The following is a 26,241-nucleotide window of genomic DNA, read 5'->3' as shown; positions in this document are numbered from 1 at the left end:
TACGTAGGCTCACATAGTAAAAAAGTACGAACTGAAATGCTGGAGGTGCGTATGCTAATCGCATTTGACTCCACGCAGCAGGCGCTACGGGCGGAAATGCTGCTGGAATACGCTGATGTTGATATTGATATTTGTCCAACGCCGAAAGAAATTACGGCAGGCTGCGCCTTATCGATTCATTTTCCGGAAGAGGATATGGAGACGGTTAAGGATGTCATCGAGCAGGAACATGTAGAAATAAGAGGCATATTCAAGCCGGATACGGTTGCAGGATATGTCCAAATAGACATATAGGTTAGCCTGAGGCTAACAGGGGATTAAAGGCAATGGAGGGATGGTTCCAATGTCCATTCGAGAATTGTATACAAACAGTGTAAATTGGGTGACGGACAAGGAACTATGGCAAGGCTTTGGCACTTCAGTTCTGAGAATCGTTCTTATTCTGGTTATATGCCGGATTGCCGTTTGGATTATTCATAAGACGATTAACCGTGTTGTGCTGGAGCGGGAGGCGAAGCGGCCTTCCAGTCAAGGCAGGCGAATGACGACGGTCGGCAAGCTCATGAATAACGTCGCTTCTTACGTTATTTATTTTATAGCGGCTATGCTCATATTGTCTGAGTTCGGAATAAATCTAGGGCCATTGCTGGCAGGAGCAGGCGTACTTGGGCTTGCGATCGGGTTCGGTGCGCAGAGCTTGGTGAAGGATGTCATTACGGGTTTCTTCATTGTCTTGGAGGACCAGTTCGCTGTAGGCGATGTTATCCAGACGGGCCAGTTCAAAGGGACGGTAGAGATGATCGGACTTCGAACGACTCGGATACAAAGCTGGACAGGCGAGATACATATTATTCCGAATGGAATGATAAATGAAGTGACGAACTTCTCTATCAATAATACACTCGCTGTTGTCGATGTTGCAGTCGCTTTCGAAGAAGACGTCGATCGCGCACTTGAAGTTATACGGAAGACGATGGCCGGCATGCAAGATGAAAATTTGGTTAATGCACCGGAGGTGCTCGGTATTCAGACCATTGCGGCATCCGGCGTAACGGTTCGAATCATAGCTGAATGCAAGCCGAATACACATCCAGTGATGGCGCGTAAGCTGAATATTGAGATTAAGAAGGCGCTTGATGAGAATGGGATCGAAATTCCGTATCCGAGGATGGTTACCTTTCAACGGAATGAGAAGGGAGGCGTGAAGGATGGAGCGTAAGCAATTCGAGCTTGGGGACATTGTTCTAATGAAGAAGCAGCATCCCTGTGGATCGAATGAAATGGAGATTATACGCATGGGGATGGATATACGAATCAAATGTGTAGGCTGCAAGCATAGCGTTCTCGTGCCACGAGCGAAGTTCGAGAAAAACATGAAAAAAGTACTTAGGACAAAGGCACAGGAAGAGCAGCAATAAATAGGCACACTGCGAGATCAAAAATATTTCATGCTAGGTGTTGCAATAGTCTGTCCTATATGTTAAGATAATTTTTGTCTTGAATGCGGAGAGGTACCCAAGAGGCCCAAGGGGGCTGACTCGAAATCAGCTAGGCGTGTCAAAGCGTGCGTGGGTTCGAATCCCACCTTCTCCGCCACTTATAACTAACAGTCAAACGGTTCGCACGCGGATCGTTTTTTTTGTGTCTTAATATTGAAGAGAAATGAGGGTACAACCAATGAGTACGCCAAAGCTGCCGTTAACCGATGATGAACGTAAGCGCCTTAGAACGCTAAAGATCAAGTTAGCTCAGATCGCTGATTACAGCCCATCTGAAATGGCTGGGAGCCTGGACATTAGCGAAGACAGGGCGAGTCTGCTATGCGCCTTAGCACAGTTTCAGCGAGTACCCTCTATTGGTCCATCATTAGCGCATAATCTTGTAGAGCTGGGCTTCCACACGCTGCAGGACATTAAAGATGGGGGAGAGGGCGGCGAGGAGCTTGTTAACCGTCTAGAGAAGCTCCATGGCGTCTGGATGGATCCTTGCGTAGAGGATGTGATGCGACTGGCTGTCCATCATGCCCATCATCCGGGCAGCGACAAGCAGTGGTGGGACTTTACCGCCGAGCGTAAAGCGTACAGAAGCGAAAACGGATATCCGGCTGATCGGCCAGCTAAAGCTTGGCATCAATGAAACTACAAGCAAGAAGAGAGCTCTCGCGAGCTCTCTCCTTGGACGGTGTTTGATAAGTTGAGTCGATCAATTCACACTACAAATTACAGAAAGCATGAGCCATCATTCGTCAATCGGAACAAATCAGCTGATAGCTTCATTACCCTTTTGAGCACAGACATACATATCCGTTTGAACGGTGTATATATGGTTGCTCGAATGCGCGTGTGTTACAGACGGTAGTCTTTGGCACAACCCTCCGCTTCTAAACTGAGTGGACGAAATCCTCTAAAGGCCCTTTCACCAAACGGTTCAACGGAACCACACCTCTCTAATCACCGTCGATATTAATATGACCCGATATCCGCTTTACTATTCATCACATTTACAAAAAAATTAATGACCCATTCGTTTCCACTTGCGTTCATGATTCGACGTGTCGGGAAAGCGCTGGCCCTTACTAAGCGTTACTTTCTTCGGATTCTGAATCCCCATATGATACGAATTGACTCCATCCTCAATATAAGTGCCGTCATTAGGAGCTTTGTCGCCCGGTGAAAATAATGTCCATTCGCCCATGCCGATCGCCTCCAGCTTTATTGAATTGATAATACTGAGCACCTGTCTATGGTCGCTCGGATTTTAGTATGAGCAGTAAACGCTCATCACATAAGTAGCAGAATACGGTTGTCGCATGTACGTTCATAAATTTGCCGAAATTAGAACGATTGACTTTGATAATGAGAATTGTTATCATTTTAAAGGTATAGAAGACGTGCCGTGTTGTGCGTTCATAAGAAACTTACTTATTAGGGGGAAGTACCTTGTTATTACGCAACAAGAAATTTGTATTCGTATTGATTAGTTTGATGGTTATGTCGTTATGGCTCGCAGCATGCGGCGCAAGCGATAATAATAAAAATGCCGGTAATGCGGCAACGAATGCACCTGCTGCAACGGATGCATCGGCCGCTGCGGAAGAGAAAATGTTAGTGGACGGACTAGGCAACGAAGTGAAGATTCCTGCGGATCCGCAACGCATTATCGCATCCTACCTAGAGGATCACTTGGTTGCTCTAGGCGTTAAACCTGTAGCGCAATGGTCAGTGCCGAACGGAATTCAGGATTATCTGCAAGGTGATCTTGCTGGCGTGCCTACACTGGCGCATGACCTTCCATTCGAAGCGGTAACTGCTTTGGAGCCGGACCTTATTATTGTGGGCATGTCTTCAACGGTTGAAGGAAAATACGATCAATATAACAAAATCGCTCCTACGTTCGTTCTTGGTGACGACATCAATAACAACTGGCGCGAAGCTTTGTTCAAGGTTGGCGAAGTATTGGGCAAAGATGCAGAAGCTAAGAAGGCGCTGGAGACCTATGATGCCAAAGCAAAAGAAGCGAAGGAAAAAATCGCAGCAGCAGCACCAGGCGAATCCGCGGCAGCGATCTGGCTGGTAGGAAAAAACTTCTACATGGTAAGTGAAGGCTTGTCTACCGGTTCCTTGCTGTATGAAGAGCTCGGCATTCCAGTTCCAGAGGTCGTTAAAGAAGTTTCCGCTACAGAAGGCGGCAACTGGAAGGCGATCTCGCTTGAGAAACTGGCGGAGCTTGATGCTGACCATCTGTTCTTGATCAACAGCGACAAGGATTCAGGTTCCGAGATGCTTAACGATCCGATCTGGAAAGAGATTCCGGCTGTAAAAAGCGGCAATGTCTATGAGTATCCAGCTTCGTCGAGCTGGCTGTATGGGGGAACGGTAGCTTTCTCCCAAGTCATCGACGATGTATTGGAAAGCATCGTGAAGTAATAAATTTAAAAGAGCCGTACCTTCGCAGCGAACGAGGGACGGCTCTTCTTTATTTTACAAGTAAAGCGCACTTGTCATGTGGTATTCAATTTGATATAGTATAGAGATGCGAGCCTATGGCTCGTTCCTTGCTCCATTTATGGGGCCGTTAGTCCAAAAGGAGGTGAAACAATATGCGCAAATATGAAGTAATGTACATCATTCGTCCAGACGTTGAGCAAGAGGCTCTTCAAGCTCTCGTTGATAAATTCAATGGCATTATCTCCAACGGTGGAGAAGTCACGAAAACAGACGTGATCGGAAAACGCCGTCTTGCGTATGAGATCAATAAGCTTCGTGACGGGTACTTTGTACTGGTACATTTCAACGCAACGACTGAAGTTGTGAATGAACTTGACCGCGTCATGAAGATTACGGATGAAGTTATCCGTACATTGATCGTCAGAGACGTAGCTTAAGTCTAGTCAACGCAAGCGATTGGGAGGTCGGAAACGATGTTGAACCGTGTTATACTGATTGGCAGATTGACGAGAGACCCCGAGCTTCGCTATACGCCTGCGGGTGTTGCGGTAACGCAGTTTACGATTGCGGTTGACCGTCCGTTCACGAGCGGACAGGGCGAGCGCGAAGCGGATTTCATTCCGGTCGTAACTTGGCGGCAGCTTGCTGAGACTTGCGCCAACTATTTACGCAAAGGCCGCTTAACAGCGGTTGAAGGACGCATTCAAGTGCGGAATTACGAGAACAACGAAGGCAAACGCGTCTACGTGACGGAAGTTATCGCTGATAACGTTCGGTTCTTGGAATCCAACAAAGAAGGCGGAGCGCGTGAAGAGGGCGGCAGCGGGTACAGTGCTACCGGCGGCGGTACAAGCAATAGCAGCGGAGGCGGCTCATACGGCGGAGGCAACTCTTCCTATGGCGGCGGCAATCGTTCCGGTAATAACTCGAATAGCAACAGCCGTGATCCTTTCCAGGATGACGGACGCCCGATTGATATTTCGGAAGATGATTTGCCATTTTAATTTATTGCGAAACGGAGGATATGACTCATGGCTTTCAAGCAAAGAGATAACGGCGGAGATGAGCGTCCAGAACGTAAGTTCAGCGGACGTAAAGGCGGCCGTAACAAACGTCGTAAAGTATGTTTCTTCACTGTGAACAAAATTACTCACATTGATTATAAAGATACTGATTTGCTCAAGAAGTTCATCAGCGAGCGCGGCAAAATCTTGCCACGTCGTGTAACGGGTACAAGCGCGAAATACCAACGCTTGCTTACTGTCGCTGTTAAACGTTCGCGTCAAATCGCATTGCTTCCATACACGACTGAATAGTCGAATGGAATAGATAAGAAGCCTAAGGAGATCATTCTCCCTGGGCTTCTTTTTCGTTCACGGTATTGGCAGTTGTACGATCTTGACGTATTCTCTTGGCTCGTAAGGCATGCTGCGCCAGACTCCAATATCACGGTAGGGCGATGTCTCCTGTATGGAATAACTGTGATCAGTTGAATGGATGACATCGGATCGGGATCGGGATGCAGCCTTACTGGTCTGAGCAGCCATATGGTCGTTCAGAATACCGCCAAGGGCGATCATACCGAGCATGACGAGCGTACAAACGATGATTTGAAGCCGGGGCATAGCGATCACTCCTTATAGTAAGAAGTAATCCCCATTCAGCACCGTTTCATTCCTCGCGATTTGTTTTGACAACCTGAATGGTCGACGTTATACTGAGATGAGCAAAGTTTAACGACAATTGTATATAAGGATTTATCGGAGGAGCCTGCCAACAGCGGGCTCTTTTTGCGTTTTTTTGCTAATATGCGCATTCATACGTACAGTAGGACGAATTTGGAAATGATGTAGGAAGGATATATAAACGATTGGAGGCTGTAAAGTGGTTTTGTTGCATGTTACTATTATGCTCCCTTTTTTGTTTGCGTTCGCAAGTCCGTTCTTGAATAAGCTGCTGCGCGGCATTCATACGGGGTGGCTTGTTCTTCCGGCGCCTGTGCTGCTGTTTATTTATTTTTGCTCACAAATAAATTCTGTACAGGATGGGAATACGATAGCAGGCTCTGTTGAGTGGATACCGTCGCTTGGCGTGGACTTTACGGTTTACCTAGATGGTCTTKGATTATTGTTTGCATTGCTCATATCGGGCATTGGCTCGTTAGTCGTACTGTATTCGGTCTTTTATTTATCCAAAACCAAAGAAGCAATAGGAATCTTCTACGTGTATTTATTTCTCTTCATGGGTGCGATGCTCGGTGTTGTGCTCTCCGATAATTTGATGGTGCTGTATGGATTCTGGGAGCTTACGAGCATATCTTCGTTTCTGCTCATTGGTTTCTGGCATTTTCGCGAGAAGTCGAGATATGGGGCGCTAAAGTCGATGCTCATAACTGTATGCGGCGGGCTGGCGATGTTCGCAGGCTTTGTCCTTCTATATCTGATAACTGGAACATTCAGCATGAGGGAAATCATCGGTTCGGCAGCCGAGCATGTCGGCAATCCGCTTATATTGCCTGCTATGCTGCTCATTCTGCTCGGCGCATTCACGAAGTCTGCGCAATTTCCATTTCATATCTGGCTGCCCGATGCGATGGAGGCTCCAACGCCGGTTAGCGCTTATCTGCATTCAGCAACAATGGTTAAGGCAGGACTTTATCTCGTAGCCAGATTCAGCCCATTCTTCGCTGGACACGAGGTATGGTTCTGGCTTGTATCTGTCATCGGAATTATCACTTTAATTTACGGCTCGTTCCGGGCTATGAAGCAAACCGATCTGAAGGCGATGCTGGCCTTCTCAACGGTCAGTCAGCTCGGTCTCATCATGACGCTGCTCGGACTAGGCTCAGCGGCAGCGTTTCTCGGCGGAGATGCCGGAGCGGTATTCTATACGAAAGCTACGATGGCTGCCATCTTTCACTTAATCAATCATGCGGTGTTCAAAGGAGCGTTGTTCATGGTTGTTGGTATCGTCGACCATGAGACAGGAACTCGCGATATTCGCAAGCTGGGAGGACTAATGTCCGTCATGCCGGTTACGTTCTCAATTACGTTGATCGGCACGTTCTCAATGGCCGGCTTACCGCCGTTCAATGGTTTTTTAAGCAAAGAGATGTTTTTTACCGGTGTGCTGAACATATTGGAGCTGAACCTGTTTAACCTGCAAACGCTTGGTGTTGTTTTCCCGGTAATAGCTTGGATGGCCAGCGTCTTCACATTCGTGTACAGCATGCTGCTGCTGTTCCGAACGTTCACGGGCAAGCCGCAATTCGAGAAGTTGGAGAAGCAGCCCCATGAAGCTCCTCTAGGACTTCTGCTTCCGCCAGTTGTGCTTGCATCGCTTGCGATCGTGTTCGGGCTGTTCCCTAATCTGCTGTCCTACTCGCTTATTGAGCCTGCGATGGCAGCTATTCATCCGAGCTTGCTTCAAGAGGGCAATCGATTCTTAGTAAAGATCGAGATGTGGCATGGCTGGACGCCGGAGCTGTTCATGACAATGGGGGTAGTTGCTATTGGAATGGTGTTGTTCAGCGCTCATCGCCGTCTCCAAGTAATTAACGGTCCGTTGTTCAGCCGTATCACGATGAATGGAATGTATGATGCCACGGTTCGTTATGCTGATTATGGCGCGAACCGTCTAACGAATCGATACATGACAGGCTCCATACGGCACTACTTGGTCTATATATTCGGATTTCTTATTGCGGCACTTATTATGACAATGATTAGAACCTCGGCGATGTCCTTCGACTTCTCTAATTATGCGCCCATGTCGCTCTACGAGGGGTTAATCATTGCAGTATTGATTGCATCTGTACTAGCCATTCCTTTTGCGACCTCACGACTGGCAGCTATTATTTTGACGGGAACAGCAGGTTACATGGTTACGCTGTTTTTTGTCATCTTCCGTGCGCCGGATCTGGCATTGACACAGATGATTGTAGAGACCGTGTCTGTGGCGCTGTTCCTGCTATGCTTCTATCACCTGCCGAAGCTGAAGAAGGAGGTTGTCGCGCTGCGGTTTAAGCTGTCCAATCTGTTCGTGTCCGTTGGCGTAGGGGGTGTAATGACATTGATCGCATTAAGCGCGAGCAGCAGTCGTTCCTTCGAATCGATAGCGGAATATTTCCTGGAAAATAGCTATAAGCTGGCCGGCGGCAAAAATGTCGTAAACGTCATTCTCGTCGATTTTCGCGGCTTCGATACGTTGCTTGAAATCACCGTGCTCGGGATCGCATCTTTCGGAATATACGCGCTCATTAAGCTGAAGCTGAAGGGAGAGGAAACGACCGAGGAAGGTTCTCATACGCTGCGCAGCAAGCTGCACGCTGTACCGGCTAGAAGCAATGATGTCATTCTAAAGACAATATCCAAGGTTACTATATTTATAATTCTGATCTTTTCCTTGTATCTATTCCTTGCTGGGCATCATCATCCCGGCGGAGGATTCATTGGCGGGCTAATGACAGCTTCAGCGCTTGTCCTTATGGCGATGGCGTTCGGAATCAAAGCGATCGAAACCATTATTCCTATCGATTATCGCAGGTTGACGGCGGTGGGTCTTACGGTAGCTTTGTTAACGGGTATCGGTTCATTTGTATTCGGACTTCCGTTCCTCAGTCATTCATTCGGGTATTTCCAGCTGCCGCTGCTAGGAGAGACCGAGCTGGCAACTGCTCTCTTGTTCGATCTGGGCGTATACTTGACGGTCGTGGGCATTACGATGACGATTCTATTGTCGATTGGGAGGGATGAGTAGAGATGGAGCTGTATATGTCTTTGGCGATAGGCGTCCTCTTTACGGTCGGCGTTTACTTGCTGCTTTCGAAGAGTCTGCTGCGCATTATATTAGGAACCTCTTTGCTGACGCACGGGGTTCATCTGCTGCTGCTTACGATGTCGCGATTAAAAACCGGTGCAGCTCCGCTGCTGGGGGATAAAGCGGATGCCTACGTGGATCCGATTCCGCAAGCGCTTATTCTTACCTCAATCGTAATCAGCTTTGGGGTCACCTCGTTCTTCTTCGTGCTAGCATATAAAGCGTACCAAAAGCTCGGAACTGACGACATGGAGCAGTTAAAGGGGGATGGAGATGAATAATCTGCTAATCATGCCGCTGCTCATTCCGCTTTGCACGGCAGTTGTTCTGCTTTTTATGAAAAATCAAATCGCATGGCAGCGGAGAATCAGCTTGTTCGGACTTCTTCTTAATGCTGCAGCTGCATGTCAAATCGTATACGAGGTACATGAGGATGGCATTCAGACCCTTCGTATGGGAGGCTGGGCGCCACCTTACGGCATCGTCTTCGTGGCTGATTCTCTAGCATCGCTGCTTGTCGCCGCTACGTCGATCGTGGGCATATTCTGCTTGATTTATTCCTTTCGTTCTGTTGGCAATGAGCGGGAACGGCATTATTATTATCCGTTTTTTCAATTTCTGCTAGTAGGGGTCAGCGGCTCGTTTCTAACAGGCGACCTGTTCAATCTATTTGTTTGCTTCGAAGTTATGCTCATCTCCTCCTATGCGCTGATCGTGCTAGGGGGGACGAAACGACAATTGCGTGAAACCTTGAAATATATGCTGATTAACATTTTATCGTCCACCTTGTTCGTTGCTGCAGTCGCTTACTTATACGGGGTGACAGGAACGTTGAATATGGCACACTTGTCTGTCCGAATTGCGGAAGCGGGGCAGGATGGCGTATTGAATGTCATTGCCGTATTGTTAATGATCGTATTCGCATTGAAAGCGGGATTGTTCTTGTTCTTCTGGCTGCCGGGCTCGTATGGGGCGGCTCCTGCCGCTGTAGCGGCCTTATTCGGAGCTTTGCTTACGAAGGTTGGCGTCTATGCTCTAATTCGTTCCTTCACGCTAATGTTCTACCATGATCCCGCTATTACCCATAGCTTGCTCGGGTGGATGGCGGGGGCTACGATGGCGCTTGGCTCCATGGGGGCGATCGCTTATTTGGATGTGAAGCGAATCATCAATTATAACGTCATCATTAGTGTAGGCTTAATGGTATACGGACTAGCAACCGCTACAAAGGCGGGGGCGGACGGAATCACCTTCTACTTGGTTCACGATATGATCGCCAAAGCGCTGCTGTTTATTGTAGGAGGGATTATTGTCTACCTAACGGGAACGAGCAGCTTGAAGGAGATGGGCGGCTTAATCAAACGATATCCGCTCGTTGGCTGGATGCTGTTCATTGTCTCCCTTGCGATTGCGGGAATTCCGCCGCTAAGCGGCTTTGCTGGCAAGCTGCTCATTATTCAAGGGGGCTTGGAAGCAGAGCAATACGGCTTGGCCGCCGTCTCGCTTATCTCTAGCCTTATTGTGCTGTATTCATTGATCCGGATGTTCATGTACGCCTTCTGGGGCGAAGAGAAGCTGCCTGAGGAAGGGGAGCTTAAAGTCATTCCAAGGAGCATGACCGTGGCAGCAGCAGGCTTGCTTATTCTGGTCATAGCAATGGGATTTGGCTCCGAATGGATATACGGCTTCGTCAATGAGGCGGGCGGAACAATGACTGATCCCTCCCGCTACATTGATGCGGTATTAAAGGAGTAGAGCAGATGGCTAAGCAAATCCTATTGAATCTTATGATTTCCTTTGTCTGGATGTTTCTGAACGAGAACTGGACAGGAACGAGCTTCCTTATCGGCTATGTGATCGGGGCAATCAGTATCGGCTTGCTGCACCGATTCTGGCCGCAACCTAATTATTTAATCCGCCTGTGGGCGGTCATTAAGCTCCTTCTGTTGTTCATCAAAGAATTGTTCGTATCCAGCTACGACGTGCTGGTCCACATTCTTCGTCCTAAGCTGACGATAAAGCCGGGCATTATTGCGCTTGAAACGGAGTTGAAGTCCGATTGGGAGGTTACGCTGCTCTCCTGTCTGATCTGCTTAACACCGGGCACGATGACGCTTGATGTATCAAGAAGCGGTGGCACGTTGTATATCCATGCGATGAATGTAGACGATGCCGAGCAATTGTCCATGCAAATCAAGGACAGCTTCGAGAAAGCGATTATGGAGGTGACGAGACCGTGTTGAATGCGATGCTATATGCGGCTCTAAGCATACTGGGTATTGCTGTCATAGGCTGTATGTACCGACTGTTGAAAGGCCCTTCCATACCGGATCGGATTGCAGCGCTCGATACGATTGGCGTCACTTTGCTATCCATGATCGCCATCATATGCATGCTGCTCCGGACTAGCGCCTATTTCGACATTGTATTAGTAATCGGAATTGTCACCTTTATAGGCACGACGGCCTTTGCAAGATATATAGAAAGAGGTGTTGTTCTTGAGCATGGAGACGATAAGCGGGATTGGTGAGCTCGTCATTGGAGCGATGATTGTAGCAGGAGCCTTGATTAGTGCGATTAGCGCATTCGGGCTTGTCAGGCTGCCGGATGTGTACCTTAGGTCACATGCGGCAACGAAGAGCGCAACCCTCGGCGTGCTTATCATATTGTCAGCTGTGTTCCTATATTTCATGCTGTATCTGGAGCATACGAGCGCGAAGCTGCTGCTCGGCATCGTATTCGTATTTCTAACGTCGCCGGTAGCCGGACATTTGAACGGCAGAGCAGCCTATCGCTCCGGCGTTTCGCTATGGAAGGGCAGTGTCCAGGATGATTGGAAAAAGGCGCTTAACGAAGAGAAAGAACTTTAAGCGCCAAGATACGTGAGCTAATAAACAGCCCCCGACTTGATTAGAAGTCGGGGGCTGTGCGATTATATAAGCCTAGCAATAAAGAAGATTCTGGAGGAGGTACACACATGCAATCTCTAATCCAATATTGTGAGCAGCTGACAGGTGCGAGACGGGATTTTCCGTTCGGGCCGGAGCCGCTCGTCATGAAAGTGGCGGGCAAAATGTTCGCACTTTTCGGAGACCAATCGATCTCGCTTAAGTGCGATCCCGTCATCGCCCAAAACTTGCGCGAACAGCACGAAGCCGTGAAGCCTGGTTATCACTTGAACAAGAAGCATTGGAATACCGTGCATATCGATGCTTCCTTGTCCGAGGAGGAGCTGCATGCAATGATTGATCATTCCTATGAGCTCGTTGTTGCCAGTCTCACGAAGGCTGATCGAAGAAAACACGGTTTAGGCTAGCGCTGCGTTTAGTAAGATAGCTGCTGAGAGCATTGTGTTTAGAACCTGCTTAGCTGTTTCTCGCAGAAGTCGCCTACTACAGGAAGCTTGTAGATTCTGCCTTGCAGCGCCAGCACCATAAGACCAATCCAAAGCACGAAGGTAGCCAGCGATAGCAGAAGTCCGAGCAGCCAGCCAAGGAACGGAATGAAGCCCAAAACGATGTTGATGATCAAGATTGCCGCGAAAATAACGGTCGACTGCATGGCATGCAGCCTGAMGTAACGGCTTTGCTTCTCGATGACCAGGAAGATGATGCCTGTAATGAAGCCGGCTAAATAACATAGCAATGCTGCAACCTTGGGATCAAGACCAGTCGATGAGCTGTCGGGATTGATGGATGGATGTTGCATAATTATTGATCACCCTTTCCTATTAACATATTTATGCAATGATTGTATTCGATGCCGAGAGCCAATAGACCTCTTTTTAATTTTCTAATCATTTACAAGTTTTATCTGCATTTTTCCACATTTGCCACCAATCCGTTGTAAAAGTTTTGTAACCTGTTGTTATAATAGATCGTCTAGAATGTAAGATGAGCGAAAGTGACAACAGAGTGAATGGGAGCAATCTGCTATGAAAAGAAAGTATAAATGGCTGTCGGCGACAGCTGCCATATTGGTCATCGCTGCAGTTGCAGGTTATTTCAATCGAGGCGCGCTGGCTGCGCTAGGATTCGATTGGTTCGTTGCCGGACAAATAGAGAAACAGCTGGAGAAAACATATAAACCGGTCCTTGGACGCGAGCCCATGCCGGTAACCTTTACTGCAGAGGAGCAGGATCCGTTCTCCGTGCTGCTGCTTGGGGTCGATCAGCGGGACAAGGAGATTGGGCGTTCGGATACGATGATCTATACGGTCGTACGGCCGTCTGACGGCAATCTGCTAATGGTCTCGATCCCTCGGGATACGTATACGGAAATCGTAGGCAAGGACAAAGAGGACAAAATTACTCATGCGTATGCATTCGGCGGAGCGGGAATGGCGATGGACACGGTGGAGAACTTGTTCGATGCGCCGATCAACTACTACGCCTCGATCAACTTCGAAGGCTTCCGCGAGGCGATTGACGCGCTCGGCGGCATCTCGCTTCCGATAGAAGAGGACATCGTTAATAAGGATCCGAACCATGAGAAGTTCACGATCAAGGGCGGGCAGAGCAGCTATAACGGGCAAGATGCGCTCTATTATGTACGCTACCGCGAGGATGCTGGCGGCGATATTAGCCGGACGGAGCGACAACAGACCTTCCTCGGCGCGATGATGGATAAGGCGTCGAGCATGAATCAGTGGACGAAGATTCCGGAGCTGATCGATATTATGGGCAACAACTTCGAGACGGATATGCGTCCTGACCAAATGCTTGACCTGGCTCAGTCGCTGCTGCTTTCGAAGGAGCGCCATATCTACAGCCATTCTCTCACGGGAGAGGGCAGAAGGCTCGTCAGCGGCGGGATTTGGTATTATTTTGCCGATGAAGAGGACTTGTCAAATGTGAAGGTTATGATCGACAATTGGTTGAATGAAGATACGCCGGCAGCTGCGCTGCAACTGCCCGAGAAATATATGGCTCAGAAAGAAAAAGAGGTACAATCGCTCTCTAGCGAGAATAAAGAAGTAGAGTAAGCTAAAACGGCTGTTATCGCTCTAGACTATAGCAGAGCATACGGAACGGAGTTGTTTTCTAAATGAATATTGCGTTTTTTTTGCTTCCGAAGCAGGAGGTTGTGACCGTTACGGTCGATGCGACGCTCAGGCAGACGCTGGAGCGAATGGAGTATCATCGTTATTCGGCGGTGCCGATCATAGACGATGAGGGCGGTTATGTTGGAACGGTGACGGAGGGCGATCTGCTATGGTTCTTGAAGAGCCGAACGGATCTTGGCTTCGACCAGACGAGCAAGATCAGCCTGTCGGAGGTGCCGCTGCGGATGAATAACCGTTCGGTTCGAATCGACTCCAATATGAACGATCTTATCTCGCTCGCGAAGGCGCAGAACTTTGTCCCTGTCGTGGACGATATGAACCGGTTCATCGGCATTGTGCGCAGGAGCGAAATTATCGATTATTGCGAGAAGCTGATTTTTGAACAACATAATAATGTGATGCAGGACTAATTAATTGCTTTATCTCGTAGGATAGAGGCGGAATTCATAATCGGATTTCGCCTCTTTTGTATTCAATCGACGCCAAATCTGTAGTGCGTGATATGTTTTGCTTTTGTGCTATAATGAGTTGTAAAGTTTCGCCCAAATATCAGATTACATGCGCAAGAGGTGAACGGTTTGAAAACCGGCTTGAAACCAGTGCTATGGAGCTTCGTGGCACTCTTATTACTAATGTCTATTGCTGTGCCGCTTCTCAATGTTCTTACTGTTATGTTCATGATGGTGCCAATTGTTGTGTTGTACGCGATTCTGCCGAAGACTTCGTTCGCCATCCATCTTATTATTCCCTTCGCGCTCGCCACATGGGTGATTGGACTGCCGGTGCTGATTGTCGGCTTGTTCTTCGTTCTGCCATCGATTGCGATGGGTATAATGTACAAGATGAAGTCAAGGGCGTCCAGCGTCATACGTACCGTAACGCTTGTTGTGCTGGCGCAAATGATGCTTCTGCTGCTCATATCGGAGACGATGCTGGATACCTCCATTATTGGAGAGCTTAGCTCGATGATCCGTACTACGGTTACCGATCTTACCGCGCAAGGGCTTCTGCCGAAGGAATGGAATTCCGATACGACAGAAATGATGATTCGTACGATTGTGAACGCGATTCCGCTTACGTTCATGATGACTTCGCTGCTGTATGCGATCTTAACGCAGTATTTGGCAAGACGTATTGTGAACCGCAGCGGCCTTGAAGTGCCAGCCTTCACGAAGGCCAAGGACTGGCGTCTGCCGCGCTTGCTCGTGTTCCTTTACCTGATTACCTACGTAATGCAGATGTTCACATCCAGCACGAGCGAAACTTATTTTGCCGTGGCGCTGACCAATTTGGTGCCATTGCTCGGTTATGTATTTTCGATTCAGACGATCGGCTTTTTCTTCTATCTCGCTTATCATCGGAAATGGAATGGAGCCGTACCGATTCTTATCGCAATTCCAGTGCTTCTATTCCCGCCTCTTTGTTTGATTGGTTTGCTGGATACTGCCTTTCCGATCCGGAAGTCGTTTGTCAAATCATAACACGGGAGCGAATTAGAAATGCCGAAGTTTTTGGTTACACGGTGGCATGGGATGCACCAGGTATGGTCTTTCGTATTGATGGTTCTTATGACGCTTGCGCTCTCGTGGTATGAGTGGCTGCTGGGGTTAATTGGACTGCTCTTTACGGGGGCTGTACTCGTCTATACGATATTGGCGGAGCGGGCTTTCCGCAGAGACTTGGAGAACTACCTAGGTACGTTGTCTTATCGAGTTAAGAAGGCGGGCAACGATGTTATCAGCGAGCTCCCTTTCGGTATTATTATTTATAATGAAGAGAGAGCCGTCGAGTGGCATAATCCGTATATCACGCAAATCGTAGGCAAAGAATCGGTGATCGGCTGTCCGCTGACGGAGCTGTTCCCATCGCTGCAACAAGCGAAGGAACGCGAGGGTACGATTGAGGCTACGGTTGGCTCGCAGGTGTATGAGCTTATATTCAAGCCGAAGGAACGTATTCTCTACGTGAAGAACATTACAGAGCGCTGGCAGCTTAGCAAACGTTACGATGAAGAGAAGCTGGCGCTTGGCGTCGTCATGATCGATAATCTCGAAGAGGTTACGACCGGAATGGACGATCATCAACGCGGTACGCTGTTATCGAAGGTAACGACTGAGATTACGGAATGGGCGCAGAAGTATCATATTTACTTGAAGCGTCTCACATCCGATCGTTTCCTGCTTATTACGGACCAGAAGACGCTTAAGGTGCTTGAGCAGTCCCGGTTCATTATTCTAGATGAAGTACGCGAAATGACAGGCGAGCAGAAAATTCCGATTACGCTTAGTATCGGGTTCGCAGCAGGGGCGGAGCATATCATCGAGCTTGGCCAATGGGCGCATACGAGCCTCGACATTGCGCTCGGCCGCGGTGGCGATCAGGCATCGGTCAAGGTTGGCGCGCGCCAATCATTCTACGGCGGCAAGACGAACGCAGTAGAGAAGCGGACGCGCGTAAGAGCGCGTGTTGTGGCTCATGCGCTGCGCGACTTGATCAAGGAGAGCCACAACGTCGTTATCATGGGTCATAAGATGCCGGATATGGACGCGATTGGAGCGGCCATCGGCGTGCTGAAAGCAGCGCAGCTGTTCGGCAAGGAAGCTTATATCGTACTTGAGGGCGTTAATCCGGCAATTGATAAGATGATGCTTCTTATTAGGGAAGACGAGCGGCTCGCGAAGCGGTTCGTGACGCCGGAGCAAGCGGCGCAGCTTATCGTGCCGCATACGCTCGCGGTTGTCGTCGATACGCATAAGGCGTCCATGGTTAAGGAGCCGAAGCTGCTGTCGCAAACCGATCGCATTGTGGTGGTGGATCATCATCGCCGCAGCGAGGAATTTATTTCGAACGCCATATTGGTTTATATGGAGCCTTACGCATCATCGACATGCGAGCTAGTTACCGAGCTGCTGCAATATATCCATGAGCGTGTCGTGCTTGATATTCGGGAAGCTACAGCGCTGTTAGCCGGCATTACGGTCGATACGAAGAGCTTCTCGCTGCGCACCGGCGCCCGTACTTTCGAGGCGGCATCGTTCTTGCGCCGCAACGGCGCGGATTCCATGATGATTCAACGGATGCTGAAGGAAGATCTGGAGGAATACGTACGCAAGGCCGAAATTATTAAGCATGCCGAGGTGCTCTATGAGCATGTCGCTATTGCGGTAACGGAGAGCGGACGCAAGTATTCGCAGCTCCTTATCGCGCAGACTGCTGATACACTGCTTAATATGACGGATATTCTGGCATCGTTCGTCATTGGCGAGCGGGCCGACGGATTAATCGGCATTAGCGCAAGATCGCTAGGCCATATGAACGTACAGGTTGTAATGGAAAGAATGGGCGGCGGCGGACATTTAACAAATGCGGCCGCGCAGCTTGAAGGAACCGTAGGCGAAGTGGCCGAGAAGTTGAAGCAAGTATTAAAAGAAATCGATGCGGAAGAGGGGTTATTTGAATGAAAGTGATCTTATTGAAAGATGTTAAGGGACAAGGGAAAAAAGGCGACGTGAAGGAGCTCTCCGAAGGTTATGTACGCAACTTCTTGTTGCCGCAAGGTCTAGCGAAGCTGGCTTCCGACGGCAACTTGAAGACGCTGGAAGTTCAGAACGCATCCGAGCAGAAGCGCAAGGACAAGGAGAAAGAAGATGCCGAAGCGCTCGCGAAGAAGCTTGGCGAGATGACCGTTGTCGTGAAGACGAAGGCGGGAGAAGGCGGCAGACTGTTCGGCGCTATTACAAGCAAACAAATTGGCGAGGCTCTTGCAGAGCTTGGCATTAAGATTGATAAACGCAAGATTGAGCTTGAAGATCSGATTCGTACGCTTGGTGTTACGCTAGTACCGATTAAGCTCCACCCGCAAGTGAAAGCGAAGCTGAACGTACAGGCAGCAGAAGAATAAGCAAAGCAACATCGAAAGAAGGAAGCGAGGGTAAGTGATGGAAGAAGAGCTGAGATTTGATCGAATTCCGCCGCAAAACGTGGAAGCCGAGCAAGCTGTTATCGGGGCCGTGCTTCTGCAGGCTGAAGCGCTTATTACCGCCATGGAGCGCCTGCGAAGCGAGGATTTCTACAGCGGTCCCCATCGGCTAATATACGAGTCGATGATCGAGCTTGGCGAGACCAATCAGCCGATTGACCTTGTCACGTTAACCGCGCATCTGCAGGATAAGCAAGTGCTTGAGGAAATTGGCGGCGTCAGCTACTTGGCGAAGCTGGCCAATTCCGTACCGACGGCAGCCAATGTCGACTATTATGCTCAGATCGTAGAAGAGAAATCGATGCTTCGCCGTCTGATTCGTACAGCGACGAATATCGTCTCTGACGGCTACGCAAACTCTGAGGATGTGGGCGTCCTATTAAGCGATGCCGAGAAACAAATTCTTGAAATCTCGAACCGCCGCTCCAGCAGCGGGTTCATCTCGATCCGCGATGTGCTGATGGAGGTATTCGAGAAGGTCGAGCACTTATATATGAACAAGGGCGGAACGTCTGGGATTCCGTCCGGCTTCGTCGATCTGGACAAGATGACGTCCGGCTTCCAGCGAAGCGATCTGATTATTGTGGCGGCACGTCCATCCGTCGGCAAGACGGCGTTCGCGCTGAACATTGCGCAGAACGTTGGCGTACGGGCTAGAGAAACAGTAGCCATCTTCTCTCTGGAGATGTCCGCGGCGCAGCTTGTACAACGTATGATCTGCGCCGAGTCGAACGTCGATGCCGGCCGGATGCGTACCGGTCATCTCGAGGGCGACGACTGGGAGAAGCTTACGATGGCGATCGGCTCCTTGTCCGAAGCGCAAATCTTCATCGATGATACGCCCGGCATTACGGTAGCGGAAATCCGCGCCAAGTGCCGTCGCTTGAAGAAGGAGAAAGGGCTTGGCATGATTCTGATCGACTACTTGCAGCTCATTCAAGGCCGCGGCAAAGCGGGAGAGAACAGGCAGCAGGAAGTATCGGAAATATCGCGTACGCTTAAGCATATCGCGCGTGAGCTGGAAGTTCCGGTTATCGCGCTGTCGCAGCTCAGCCGTGGCGTTGAGCAGCGGCAGGACAAGCGACCGATGATGTCCGACCTTCGGGAGTCGGGATCGATCGAGCAGGATGCCGACATTGTATCGTTCTTATATCGTGACGATTATTATGACAAAGAGTCCGAGAAAAAGAATATTATCGAGATCATCATTGCCAAACAGCGTAACGGACCGGTTGGAACGGTCGAGCTGGTGTTTCTCAAAAACTACAATAAATTTGTTAGTATTGACAGAGCTCATCAGGATCCGTCGCAAGCATCGTAAATATCCGAACAATTGTATGGGCGACTGTACAATTGTTCGTTTTTCGTTTGACTTATCTATGACGTACTGCTACACTAATAATGCTGTCTTTTTGCTTTGTATCAGCTGGGCTGCCTCAGGGCATCATAGCTGGTATAGGCTGTGAGACGGTAATTTTCGGTGTTCTTAAACGCCGGACGGGGGTATGATTATGTCTACGGTTGTTGTTGTCGGTACGCAGTGGGGAGACGAAGGGAAAGGCAAAATCACTGATTATTTGGCTGAGGGAGCCGATGTCGTCGCTCGTTACCAAGGTGGTAACAATGCCGGACACACCATTCTCATTGATAATAAAAAATATAAGCTGACGATGATTCCGTCAGGTATATTCAATAACGATAAAGTATGCGTCATCGGCAACGGGATGGTTATCAATCCTGAAGCGTTGATCGACGAAATTAACTATATTCATGACAATGGCTTCTCAACGGAAAACTTGAAAATCAGCGATCGCGCGCATGTCATTATGCCGTATCACCTCGTATTGGACGGCCTTGAGGAAGATCGCAAGGGCGACAATAAAATCGGTACAACACGCAAAGGCATTGGTCCTTGCTACATGGACAAAGCGGCTCGCAACGGTATTCGGATATCCGATCTGATGGATGCGGAAGAATTCGAAACCCGCGTACGCGCTGTTATGCTGGAGAAGAATCACCTGATCCAACAAGTATACGGCGGAGAACCGCTTGATGCTGACAAGATCGTAGCTGATTATCTTGGTTTCGCTGAAGTGCTTCGTCCTTATGTAACGGATACATCCGTTATTCTGAACGATGCGATCGATGCTGGAAGCAAAGTGTTGTTCGAAGGCGCTCAAGGCGTTATGCTCGACATCGACCAAGGTACTTATCCGTTCGTTACATCCTCCAACCCTTCGGCTGGCGGCGTATGTATCGGTTCGGGCGTAGGCCCTTCGAAGATTCAACAAGTAATCGGCGTTGCCAAAGCGTACACAACTCGTGTCGGCGATGGTCCGTTCCCAACCGAGCAAGATAACGAGATTGGTCAATTGATCCGGGATAAAGGACATGAGTACGGTACGGTTACAGGCCGTCCGCGCCGTGTCGGCTGGTTCGACAGCGTTGTTGTCCGCCATGCGCGCCGCGTTAGCGGCATCACAGGTTTGTCGCTCAACTCGCTTGACGTACTGAGCGGACTTGATACGGTTAAGATCTGTACGGCGTACAAATACCGCGGTGAATTGATCGAGCATTACCCAGCGAGCCTTAAGATGCTGTCTGAGTGCGAAGCGGTGTACGAGGAATATCCAGGCTGGTCCGAAGATATTACGAACGCGAAGACGCTTGATGATCTGCCGACAAATACGCGCAACTACTTGAACCGCGTATCCGAGCTGACAGGCATTCCAATCGCAATCTTCTCGGTAGGCCGTAATCGCGAGCAAACGAACATTGTGCGTTCGATCTACTAATAATAGTTCGCTTAATGTGAATATAAGAGCTGCCCATACACGATATGGGCAGCTCTTTTTTTACCCGGAATCGGCRGTTGCTTGCGCATTATCGCTAGTCGTCGAATGCGGCTTTCGAATGAGGGATACCAAAAACAAAAGCGTTGGAATGAGTAAGAAACCAATGATGTAGATGAACATAATATAATTCCCGCTTTGGTTATAATCCATTATACGAGGCGTGCCCCATCCGCTAATAGCCAGCGTAAGGGAACCTAGAGGGAAGGCGAACGGCTTGTAAGCGGACATTCTTAACCACTGCGCAACGGCAAGGCAGGTGGCGCTAAGGATGACAGTGGTCCGAATGAGCACGTCAAGCACCCAAAAGATCATGAGGAAGACGTCGAATTGCTCGATGAAATCAAAAGCCTCCACATATCGGGCAAGGATCATAAAGGGGTGGCTAAAGAGTGACGTCGATTGATCGAGAATGAGCAATACGAGAAGCATCATGCCGGTGAGTGAAGCCGTCGTGGCGCATACGGCGATGAAGCCGTGTTTTCTCGCCTTGCCGATATCGCTGACATAAGGCAGGAAGAAGGTCATGAAGATATACATCGGAAACCATACTTGCAAATAGACGGAGCTCCTTAGAACAGGCACAATGCCTTGCTGCAGCATCGGAAGCAGGCGGTCAAATTCAATTTCAGATAAAAAAGGCAAAAAGAAAATTAGCATCAGAATGACGATAATCGGCGTGCAAAGCTGCGCGAGCCTGCCAACGACCTCTACGCCGGAGCGAACCGCAATCGCGCATACGAGTATTAAGGACAGGTTGATGACGAGGGGCGGCGTCTCGCGGAAGAAGTAGGCCGACATCACTTCGCCGAACAGTCTCGTCTGGTTGGCGTTCATCAACAGCATCACGAGAAGGGTAATGAAGCCTACTGCCTTGCCGGCAAAGACGCCAAGCAGCTCCTCGCTGTATTGAACGAGCGATCGCCCGGGAAATAATCGATGCATATAGACGAGGATGGCAATCAGGTAAAAGGCTGTTACCGAGGCCAGCGCCGGAGAAAGCCACATGTCCGTCTTAGCTTGGATATACGCAAATTGCGCGGCTAATATCATAGAGGTGGCTAGCGTACTCAAGTAGATCATGCACGCGAGCTGAGAAGATTGGATTTTGCCATGGTCAAGCATGATGTTCGTTCCCCCCGGTCATTCCGTGTGTAGGTGCTACGATTGAATAAATATAGCGCGGCTTAATCCGCCGAATATCCGAATATACCACTGCGCTGGCCCTGGCGTATGCGGAAATAGCAAGATATAGATGCCTAGAGTAAGACCGAGCGCATAAACAACGGCATAGCTGATAATGAGCCGCTTGTTGGTCAGCCACTTCAGGTCGAATAAGGTAGTGGCTGCAGCTACCAACAGAATGGCGATATAGGTGCTCAAAGGGAGGCTCCTTCCGCTTCATCCTTAGAGTGAGAAGACTCCGTTGCCTTTTTATTCGGGTGAAGCCCTCTCCGGCATAAATCGATTAGCAGAAGCAGAAGCGGCAGCACGATGGCGCAGGTTATATAAAATACAGGGACGATCCAACGATTAAGTGTTACTTGAAGAGAGCTCTGCATTCCCCAAAAGCTGAAGATGAGAAGGAGCATGCCCATTGGAATGATAACGGGCTTCAAATCGGGAAGCTTGAACCATTGTCCCATTCCCGTGGCCAAGCAGTAATAGCCGTATGAAACCCGAATAATGACTAAGACGACCCAGACCATCATCGCGATCGATTCCAAATGCTCAAAAAATTCGCTGAATGAGGAGTATCGGCTAATGACCATAACGGGATATAGATATATCTCTGTCGCATGCCGGAGGAAGGAAGCAACATGCCAATTGATGATGACGAGCATGAGACATAACATAACGGTCGAGGTTACGCTCCATCCTTTAATTTTTTGGTTTCTTCCTACCGAAGGCAAATAGAAGGTTATCAAAGAGAACATCGCATACCAGGTTTGCAAAACAAACGCCCCTTGAAGCGAAGGGAGTAATCCGTTCTCGAATAGGGGCAAGACGGGTTTCAAGTCACTGTACAAGGGCCAAAATATGAGGGCGCAAAGTAGGAACGGAAACGGCAGAAAAAATACGGCTAAACGACAGAGAACTTCAACGCCGCACCAAATAATGATTGCGGACAGCAAAATAAGGCAAAACGCAAGCACGATAGGCGGTGTTCTCATCAAAAAGGATATATTGATAAAATCACAAAATTGTCTCAGCATATAAGCGGTTGCGTACGTTACGTAAAACAGAAAGAGCAGCGACAACAGCTTGCCGACAACCGGACCAACGATTCGATCGGCGTATTGCACTAGCGACATGCCGGGATATCGGTTATGCAGACTGATCCAGGCAAAGATGCACAGCAGACCGCCGGCAAGTCCCCAGATCGGAGCGACCCACAGGTCGTGGCCGGCAGTTGGCGCAGCCGAGCTGACTTCGGTTAGGAATGCCGTTCCCATGAGCGAGAGGAACATGAGCACACAGAGCTGAAAGGCGGATATGAACGTTTTCGGCATAGATCGTTCCCTCTTTTCTAATAAATGCGCAGTATTAATTGCTGTCCCTAATCCATGCTCCTATGACCGATTCCACGAGCTGATAGGGTCCGGGCAACGTCGGATCATACGCGACGACGACCGCGAGAGCCCACATGACGACCATGAGAGCGGCAAACACGGCTTTGGATTTCGGATCGCGCAATTGCTTCCATTGCAGAAGAAACAGTCCGGCCGTTACGACAGTAATATAAACCAGCCCGGTTATGCTCATTGTGATTGTTCCATCCCGTCGTTCAGCACTTTATTCTTACCTACCAAGCCGATCCGCAGTATCGTTACGTCGATGTCATACTTCACCTCTACCTGGGGGAAAACATGGTCCCAATCCGGCTTGTTCTTCTTCCATACTTGCGGATGATGGCGATGGAATTGATCGGCGAACCCTAGCACGTCCGTATTCGTTTGCTGCGCAATCTTGACTGCCCCCTCAATCCTTTCCATTATTTCCAGGCTGAACTGCTTCTCAAGCATCTTCACGTTCTCTGGCTTCGTCACATCAAGCTTCGTCGTATTCTCGTTAATGTTGCCCGCTATTTTGATCTGAACGCTCACGGCTAGCTTGTCGCCTTGCACGATGGGCTTCAAGTTAGTGTCACCGCTCACGATTTCCATTGAGGCATACCCATTGCTGTCTTCGATCTTGGTCGTAAGAGTGGCTATCTCAATCTGATCGTGCAGCCATAGCAGTCCACGTGCTTGATAGATGTCATATAAATAGTTCAGCTTCTGTGCTTTGATTGAGCCGATACCACCGAAGTAGGGGGATGTTTTATTGCCGCTCTTCTTCATCCGTACCCATGGAATAAGAGTCGTGTGGGCCTCATCCGATAAATCGACGATCGCCTCGAGCAGCGACACGTCGAGTCCCGTCTGAATGACGGACATTTCCCGCAACGCTTCCGCGCTATTGCGCTCGATATTCGATTTCCAGGCCAGCAGCTTGTCGGCGTTTCCTTTGGATATGTATATATTCGCCCGCTCGCGCGGATCGGGATGGCGAATAAGGAAGTCCAAAGGATCGTTCAAGCCATGTTTGGCCAGCTTCTCGCTAAAAATGAATACGTCGGACTGTCCCCAAAACAGCCTGCGGGACAGCAGCTCTTGCAGCCGGGATGCTGCTTCCGACGTATTGGCGCCAATCGCGCTCTCGACGAAAGCTTGCTTTATTTCCCCGCTCGGCTGGCTGCCAAGCGACTGTCCGGAGCTTGAGCTGGCAGGGACATAGATCTGAACGCTGAGCTTAATCTTATTGTCATCAGCCAGATCAAAGCCCGCAGCGGTTACGATAGCCAGATCGTTAATTTCGTTCCGATCCCAGCAGGCGGTCAGGCACGACGTTGCGATAAGCAGCGTAAGCAGCACGGCTGCAGGGCGGACAAGCCGGTAGGCGTACACGTGTATCATTCCTTCTTCAAGCGTGATTTTGGCAACCTGAGACGGTATTTATTCCATGGCCCGCCGGTAAAGTGCGGCCTTGTATTCATTGCCCAGCGCGGCGCGCGAATAAGCGTGTCCTTCAACTGCTCCGGCTGCAACGGCGAGATTGGTGACAAATACGGAACGCCGAATGAGCGCAGCGAGAGCAGATGAACGATGATGAGAACGGTCGACAACACGATGCCGTACAGCCCAAGAATGCCCGCGCTTAAAATCATCGGAAAACGAATGATACGCAGCGCAATCGCGAGCGAATAGTTCGGTATGAGAAAAGAAGCGACGCCAGTGATCGCGACGACCATAATCATAGGCGAGGAGACGATACCCGCGGATATAGCGGCTTGGCCGATAACGAGGGCGCCAACGATGCTGACGGCGGCACCGACCTGCTTCGGTAGGCGAATGCCGGCTTCGCGCAGCGCCTCGAACGTAATCTCCATGAGCAGCGCCTCGACGAGCGCCGGGAACGGGATCTGCTCACGCGACTTGGAGATCGTCAGCAGCAATGTCGTCGGAATCATTTCTTGATGATAGGATAGGATGGCAACGTATAGCGACGGCATGAAGATCGCGATAGCGGCCAGCAAGAACCTCAGCCAGCGAATGCCGGTCATGGCGATTGAACGCTGATAGTAGTCTTCCGGCGACTGCATCATGCTAACTAGCGTTGCAGGTGCTATTAATGTAATCGGCGTACCGTTTATAAGGACGGCGATTCGCCCTTCAAGCAAGGCGGATGAGACGACATCCGGGCGCTCCGTTGTTTGCAGCTGGGGAAACGGAGAGAGCGGCTCATCCTCTATCATCTCTTCGATCATATTGCTATCGATGATGCCGTCCACATCGATGATGCTGAGTCGATTCTCCATCTCCTCTATGAGGCTCGGATCGGTTATCCCCTCCATATATGCGATTGCGACCTTTGTTTTCGTATATCGGCCAATCGATAATGTTTTCAACTGAAAGGCTGGCGACTGCAAACGGCGCCGCAGCATAGCCGTATTAATTCTAAGCGTCTCTACGAAGCCTTCGCGAGGTCCTCGTACGACAATTTCTGCCTCGGGCTCTTCGATCGCTCTTGACTCCCAAAGCGGCATGCAGAATACGAGTGCCGTCGGCTCTCCGTCATGTAGCAGCACGCTGTCCCCGGCTGAAATATGCGTGCAAGCCTCATCCATCGTCGCAATGCTTTTGGAGGAGGTGAGCGTCACGACCCGAATAACGCTTTCCCATCCGACCGCGTCCTCCGGCGGCTTATTGTTCTTAAGCGGTCGCAGCAGCTCCGCGTCGATTTCCTTAATGTCGGTCATGCCATCGATATAGACAATGGCAAGCTTGACTCCGCTATGAGTCTGGAATTCATGGAAAATGACGTCCTTGCTGCTTGCATATAGCTGCCGCAGACAGTCGATATCTTCTTTGAGACCGCCGGTAAGCGGCCTAGCCAGCAGCTTGCGCTGCTCATCTAACTGCTGCAGCGGCGAGATGCGCCCCGATTTGCTGTTTTGCTGCGATTGGGGACCCTTATTGTCGGTCATAACGATTGCGCACCTCCTGACAGAGCAACTACCAAATAGAATGCGCATCA

General features: G+C 49.6%; 31 protein-coding genes and 1 tRNA gene. 23 read left to right on the top strand and 9 right to left on the bottom strand.

The window, feature by feature from the left end; all coding sequences use genetic code 11:
• The first annotated feature begins 51 nt into the window (after positions 1-51).
• The 5 genes from AB4Z33_RS10355 (at position 52) to AB4Z33_RS10335 (ending at position 2,136) form a co-directional block, all read left to right on the top strand.
• Positions 52-294 carry a DUF3343 domain-containing protein gene (locus AB4Z33_RS10355; protein ID WP_442049857.1) on the top strand — a complete coding sequence of 81 codons (243 nt, stop codon included), beginning with the start codon at positions 52-54 and terminating at the stop codon, positions 292-294.
• Positions 295-343: 49 nt separating this feature from the next.
• The gene (locus AB4Z33_RS10350; protein WP_442049856.1) at positions 344-1,219 is read left to right on the top strand and encodes a mechanosensitive ion channel family protein; all 876 of its coding nucleotides are present in this window, start codon (positions 344-346) and stop codon (positions 1,217-1,219) included.
• Positions 1,209-1,418 carry a DUF951 domain-containing protein gene (locus AB4Z33_RS10345; RefSeq protein ID WP_442049855.1) on the top strand — a complete coding sequence of 70 codons (210 nt, stop codon included), beginning with the start codon at positions 1,209-1,211 and terminating at the stop codon, positions 1,416-1,418. The genes AB4Z33_RS10350 and AB4Z33_RS10345 overlap by 11 nt, the downstream gene beginning before the upstream one ends.
• Positions 1,419-1,505: 87 nt before the next feature.
• Positions 1,506-1,596, top strand: a tRNA-Ser gene (locus tag AB4Z33_RS10340).
• 81 nt (positions 1,597-1,677) lie between these two features.
• On the top strand, positions 1,678-2,136 hold the full coding sequence (locus AB4Z33_RS10335; RefSeq protein WP_442049854.1) for a helix-hairpin-helix domain-containing protein: 459 nt from the start codon (positions 1,678-1,680) through the stop codon (positions 2,134-2,136).
• 375 nt (positions 2,137-2,511) lie between these two features.
• On the opposite strand, the gene AB4Z33_RS10330 is transcribed toward AB4Z33_RS10335, so the two are convergent.
• Complete coding sequence (locus tag AB4Z33_RS10330) at positions 2,512-2,694, bottom strand: YjzC family protein (RefSeq protein WP_442049853.1); 183 nt, start codon at positions 2,692-2,694, stop codon at positions 2,512-2,514.
• A 245-nt stretch (positions 2,695-2,939) separates the two neighbouring features.
• Here AB4Z33_RS10330 and AB4Z33_RS10325 point away from each other — a divergent pair, with 245 nt between their 5' ends.
• The 4 genes from AB4Z33_RS10325 to rpsR all read left to right on the top strand — a co-directional run bounded on the left by AB4Z33_RS10325 (position 2,940) and on the right by rpsR (position 5,263).
• Positions 2,940-3,926 (top strand): ABC transporter substrate-binding protein, encoded by a 987-nt coding sequence (locus AB4Z33_RS10325; protein WP_442049852.1) that lies wholly within the window; start codon positions 2,940-2,942, stop codon positions 3,924-3,926.
• Positions 3,927-4,099: 173 nt separating this feature from the next.
• Complete coding sequence (gene rpsF / locus AB4Z33_RS10320) at positions 4,100-4,384, top strand: 30S ribosomal protein S6 (protein ID WP_442049851.1); 285 nt, start codon at positions 4,100-4,102, stop codon at positions 4,382-4,384.
• A gap of 36 nt (positions 4,385-4,420) precedes the next feature.
• On the top strand, positions 4,421-4,951 hold the full coding sequence (ssb, locus tag AB4Z33_RS10315) for a single-stranded DNA-binding protein (protein ID WP_442049850.1): 531 nt from the start codon (positions 4,421-4,423) through the stop codon (positions 4,949-4,951).
• Between the two features lie 27 nt (positions 4,952-4,978).
• The gene (gene rpsR / locus AB4Z33_RS10310) at positions 4,979-5,263 is read left to right on the top strand and encodes a 30S ribosomal protein S18 (RefSeq protein ID WP_307204231.1); all 285 of its coding nucleotides are present in this window, start codon (positions 4,979-4,981) and stop codon (positions 5,261-5,263) included.
• Between the two features lie 57 nt (positions 5,264-5,320).
• On the opposite strand, the gene AB4Z33_RS10305 is transcribed toward rpsR, so the two are convergent.
• A complete protein-coding gene (locus AB4Z33_RS10305) occupies positions 5,321-5,572 on the bottom strand; it encodes a hypothetical protein (RefSeq protein WP_442049849.1) in 252 nt (83 codons plus the stop codon).
• Between the two features lie 259 nt (positions 5,573-5,831).
• Between AB4Z33_RS10305 and AB4Z33_RS10300 the strand changes: the two genes are divergently transcribed.
• From AB4Z33_RS10300 to AB4Z33_RS10270, 7 genes are all read left to right on the top strand, one after another.
• On the top strand, positions 5,832-8,705 hold the full coding sequence (locus tag AB4Z33_RS10300; RefSeq protein WP_442049848.1) for a Na+/H+ antiporter subunit A: 2,874 nt from the start codon (positions 5,832-5,834) through the stop codon (positions 8,703-8,705).
• Between the two features lie 2 nt (positions 8,706-8,707).
• Positions 8,708-9,046 (top strand): Na(+)/H(+) antiporter subunit C, encoded by a 339-nt coding sequence (locus AB4Z33_RS10295; RefSeq protein WP_442049847.1) that lies wholly within the window; start codon positions 8,708-8,710, stop codon positions 9,044-9,046.
• Positions 9,039-10,520, top strand: a complete 1,482-nt coding sequence (locus tag AB4Z33_RS10290) for a Na+/H+ antiporter subunit D (RefSeq protein WP_442049846.1) — start codon at positions 9,039-9,041, stop codon at positions 10,518-10,520. The genes AB4Z33_RS10295 and AB4Z33_RS10290 overlap by 8 nt, the downstream gene beginning before the upstream one ends.
• A 5-nt stretch (positions 10,521-10,525) precedes the next feature.
• The gene (locus AB4Z33_RS10285; protein ID WP_442049845.1) at positions 10,526-11,008 is read left to right on the top strand and encodes a Na+/H+ antiporter subunit E; all 483 of its coding nucleotides are present in this window, start codon (positions 10,526-10,528) and stop codon (positions 11,006-11,008) included.
• A complete protein-coding gene (locus AB4Z33_RS10280; RefSeq protein WP_442049844.1) occupies positions 11,002-11,295 on the top strand; it encodes a Na(+)/H(+) antiporter subunit F1 in 294 nt (97 codons plus the stop codon). Before AB4Z33_RS10285 ends, AB4Z33_RS10280 begins: the two co-directional genes overlap by 7 nt.
• On the top strand, positions 11,270-11,635 hold the full coding sequence (gene mnhG / locus AB4Z33_RS10275) for a monovalent cation/H(+) antiporter subunit G (protein WP_442049874.1): 366 nt from the start codon (positions 11,270-11,272) through the stop codon (positions 11,633-11,635). The genes AB4Z33_RS10280 and mnhG overlap by 26 nt, the downstream gene beginning before the upstream one ends.
• A gap of 107 nt (positions 11,636-11,742) precedes the next feature.
• Positions 11,743-12,081 (top strand): MmcQ/YjbR family DNA-binding protein, encoded by a 339-nt coding sequence (locus tag AB4Z33_RS10270; RefSeq protein WP_442049843.1) that lies wholly within the window; start codon positions 11,743-11,745, stop codon positions 12,079-12,081.
• Between the two features lie 38 nt (positions 12,082-12,119).
• On the opposite strand, the gene AB4Z33_RS10265 is transcribed toward AB4Z33_RS10270, so the two are convergent.
• Positions 12,120-12,473: a DUF4870 domain-containing protein gene (locus AB4Z33_RS10265; RefSeq protein WP_442049842.1), complete on the bottom strand. Its 354-nt coding sequence runs from the start codon at positions 12,471-12,473 to the stop codon at positions 12,120-12,122.
• 226 nt (positions 12,474-12,699) lie between these two features.
• On the opposite strand from AB4Z33_RS10265, the gene AB4Z33_RS10260 reads away from it, so the two are divergent.
• The 7 genes from AB4Z33_RS10260 to AB4Z33_RS10230 all read left to right on the top strand — a co-directional run bounded on the left by AB4Z33_RS10260 (position 12,700) and on the right by AB4Z33_RS10230 (position 20,604).
• Complete coding sequence (locus AB4Z33_RS10260) at positions 12,700-13,749, top strand: LCP family protein (protein ID WP_442049841.1); 1,050 nt, start codon at positions 12,700-12,702, stop codon at positions 13,747-13,749.
• Positions 13,750-13,811: 62 nt separating this feature from the next.
• Positions 13,812-14,240: a CBS domain-containing protein gene (locus AB4Z33_RS10255; RefSeq protein ID WP_337103856.1), complete on the top strand. Its 429-nt coding sequence runs from the start codon at positions 13,812-13,814 to the stop codon at positions 14,238-14,240.
• Between the two features lie 159 nt (positions 14,241-14,399).
• On the top strand, positions 14,400-15,311 hold the full coding sequence (locus AB4Z33_RS10250) for a DUF2232 domain-containing protein (protein WP_442049840.1): 912 nt from the start codon (positions 14,400-14,402) through the stop codon (positions 15,309-15,311).
• 18 nt (positions 15,312-15,329) lie between these two features.
• Entirely contained in the window at positions 15,330-17,291 is a 1,962-nt protein-coding gene (locus AB4Z33_RS10245) for a DHH family phosphoesterase (RefSeq protein ID WP_442049839.1), read from the top strand.
• Positions 17,288-17,731 carry a 50S ribosomal protein L9 gene (gene rplI, locus AB4Z33_RS10240; RefSeq protein ID WP_442049838.1) on the top strand — a complete coding sequence of 148 codons (444 nt, stop codon included), beginning with the start codon at positions 17,288-17,290 and terminating at the stop codon, positions 17,729-17,731. The genes AB4Z33_RS10245 and rplI overlap by 4 nt, the downstream gene beginning before the upstream one ends.
• 37 nt (positions 17,732-17,768) lie before the next feature.
• Positions 17,769-19,130: a replicative DNA helicase gene (gene dnaB, locus AB4Z33_RS10235; RefSeq protein WP_337103859.1), complete on the top strand. Its 1,362-nt coding sequence runs from the start codon at positions 17,769-17,771 to the stop codon at positions 19,128-19,130.
• A 190-nt stretch (positions 19,131-19,320) separates the two neighbouring features.
• Complete coding sequence (locus AB4Z33_RS10230; RefSeq protein ID WP_442049837.1) at positions 19,321-20,604, top strand: adenylosuccinate synthase; 1,284 nt, start codon at positions 19,321-19,323, stop codon at positions 20,602-20,604.
• Between the two features lie 60 nt (positions 20,605-20,664).
• Here the strand turns inward: AB4Z33_RS10230 and AB4Z33_RS10225 are convergent, their stop codons facing one another.
• The 6 genes from AB4Z33_RS10225 to AB4Z33_RS10200 are packed head-to-tail and all read right to left on the bottom strand — an operon-like array spanning position 20,665 to position 26,191.
• Complete coding sequence (locus tag AB4Z33_RS10225) at positions 20,665-21,786, bottom strand: GerAB/ArcD/ProY family transporter (protein WP_442049836.1); 1,122 nt, start codon at positions 21,784-21,786, stop codon at positions 20,665-20,667.
• A 36-nt stretch (positions 21,787-21,822) separates the two neighbouring features.
• Positions 21,823-22,044, bottom strand: coding sequence for a hypothetical protein (locus AB4Z33_RS10220; RefSeq protein ID WP_442049835.1), 222 nt, complete (start codon positions 22,042-22,044; stop codon positions 21,823-21,825).
• Positions 22,041-23,174, bottom strand: coding sequence for a GerAB/ArcD/ProY family transporter (locus AB4Z33_RS10215; protein ID WP_442049834.1), 1,134 nt, complete (start codon positions 23,172-23,174; stop codon positions 22,041-22,043). The genes AB4Z33_RS10220 and AB4Z33_RS10215 overlap by 4 nt, the downstream gene beginning before the upstream one ends.
• A 34-nt stretch (positions 23,175-23,208) precedes the next feature.
• The gene (locus AB4Z33_RS10210; RefSeq protein WP_442049833.1) at positions 23,209-23,427 is read right to left on the bottom strand and encodes a hypothetical protein; all 219 of its coding nucleotides are present in this window, start codon (positions 23,425-23,427) and stop codon (positions 23,209-23,211) included.
• Positions 23,424-24,620 carry a Ger(x)C family spore germination protein gene (locus tag AB4Z33_RS10205; RefSeq protein WP_442049832.1) on the bottom strand — a complete coding sequence of 399 codons (1,197 nt, stop codon included), beginning with the start codon at positions 24,618-24,620 and terminating at the stop codon, positions 23,424-23,426. Before AB4Z33_RS10205 ends, AB4Z33_RS10210 begins: the two co-directional genes overlap by 4 nt.
• Positions 24,617-26,191: a spore germination protein gene (locus AB4Z33_RS10200; RefSeq protein WP_442049831.1), complete on the bottom strand. Its 1,575-nt coding sequence runs from the start codon at positions 26,189-26,191 to the stop codon at positions 24,617-24,619. The genes AB4Z33_RS10205 and AB4Z33_RS10200 overlap by 4 nt, the downstream gene beginning before the upstream one ends.
• Positions 26,192-26,241: the final 50 nt, after the last annotated feature.

The organism is Paenibacillus sp. 2TAB19, assembly GCF_052115185.1.
Classification (GTDB): Bacteria; Bacillota; Bacilli; order Paenibacillales; family Paenibacillaceae; genus Pristimantibacillus.
This window is presented reverse-complemented; position numbering and strand designations above follow the sequence as displayed.

Coding starts and splice junctions, on each gene's coding strand:
- AB4Z33_RS10355 (WP_442049857.1), top strand. CDS start 52: ATGCTAATCGCATTTGACTCCACGCAGCAGGCGCTACGGGCGGAAATG.
- AB4Z33_RS10350 (WP_442049856.1), top strand. CDS start 344: ATGTCCATTCGAGAATTGTATACAAACAGTGTAAATTGGGTGACGGAC.
- AB4Z33_RS10345 (WP_442049855.1), top strand. CDS start 1,209: ATGGAGCGTAAGCAATTCGAGCTTGGGGACATTGTTCTAATGAAGAAG.
- AB4Z33_RS10335 (WP_442049854.1), top strand. CDS start 1,678: ATGAGTACGCCAAAGCTGCCGTTAACCGATGATGAACGTAAGCGCCTT.
- AB4Z33_RS10330 (WP_442049853.1), bottom strand. CDS start 2,694: ATGGGCGAATGGACATTATTTTCACCGGGCGACAAAGCTCCTAATGAC.
- rpsF (WP_442049851.1), top strand. CDS start 4,100: ATGCGCAAATATGAAGTAATGTACATCATTCGTCCAGACGTTGAGCAA.
- ssb (WP_442049850.1), top strand. CDS start 4,421: ATGTTGAACCGTGTTATACTGATTGGCAGATTGACGAGAGACCCCGAG.
- rpsR (WP_307204231.1), top strand. CDS start 4,979: ATGGCTTTCAAGCAAAGAGATAACGGCGGAGATGAGCGTCCAGAACGT.
- AB4Z33_RS10305 (WP_442049849.1), bottom strand. CDS start 5,572: ATGCCCCGGCTTCAAATCATCGTTTGTACGCTCGTCATGCTCGGTATG.
- AB4Z33_RS10295 (WP_442049847.1), top strand. CDS start 8,708: ATGGAGCTGTATATGTCTTTGGCGATAGGCGTCCTCTTTACGGTCGGC.
- AB4Z33_RS10290 (WP_442049846.1), top strand. CDS start 9,039: ATGAATAATCTGCTAATCATGCCGCTGCTCATTCCGCTTTGCACGGCA.
- AB4Z33_RS10285 (WP_442049845.1), top strand. CDS start 10,526: ATGGCTAAGCAAATCCTATTGAATCTTATGATTTCCTTTGTCTGGATG.
- mnhG (WP_442049874.1), top strand. CDS start 11,270: ATGGAGACGATAAGCGGGATTGGTGAGCTCGTCATTGGAGCGATGATT.
- AB4Z33_RS10270 (WP_442049843.1), top strand. CDS start 11,743: ATGCAATCTCTAATCCAATATTGTGAGCAGCTGACAGGTGCGAGACGG.
- AB4Z33_RS10260 (WP_442049841.1), top strand. CDS start 12,700: ATGAAAAGAAAGTATAAATGGCTGTCGGCGACAGCTGCCATATTGGTC.
- AB4Z33_RS10255 (WP_337103856.1), top strand. CDS start 13,812: ATGAATATTGCGTTTTTTTTGCTTCCGAAGCAGGAGGTTGTGACCGTT.
- AB4Z33_RS10245 (WP_442049839.1), top strand. CDS start 15,330: ATGCCGAAGTTTTTGGTTACACGGTGGCATGGGATGCACCAGGTATGG.
- dnaB (WP_337103859.1), top strand. CDS start 17,769: ATGGAAGAAGAGCTGAGATTTGATCGAATTCCGCCGCAAAACGTGGAA.
- AB4Z33_RS10230 (WP_442049837.1), top strand. CDS start 19,321: ATGTCTACGGTTGTTGTTGTCGGTACGCAGTGGGGAGACGAAGGGAAA.
- AB4Z33_RS10215 (WP_442049834.1), bottom strand. CDS start 23,174: ATGCCGAAAACGTTCATATCCGCCTTTCAGCTCTGTGTGCTCATGTTC.
- AB4Z33_RS10210 (WP_442049833.1), bottom strand. CDS start 23,427: ATGAGCATAACCGGGCTGGTTTATATTACTGTCGTAACGGCCGGACTG.
- AB4Z33_RS10205 (WP_442049832.1), bottom strand. CDS start 24,620: ATGATACACGTGTACGCCTACCGGCTTGTCCGCCCTGCAGCCGTGCTG.
- AB4Z33_RS10200 (WP_442049831.1), bottom strand. CDS start 26,191: ATGACCGACAATAAGGGTCCCCAATCGCAGCAAAACAGCAAATCGGGG.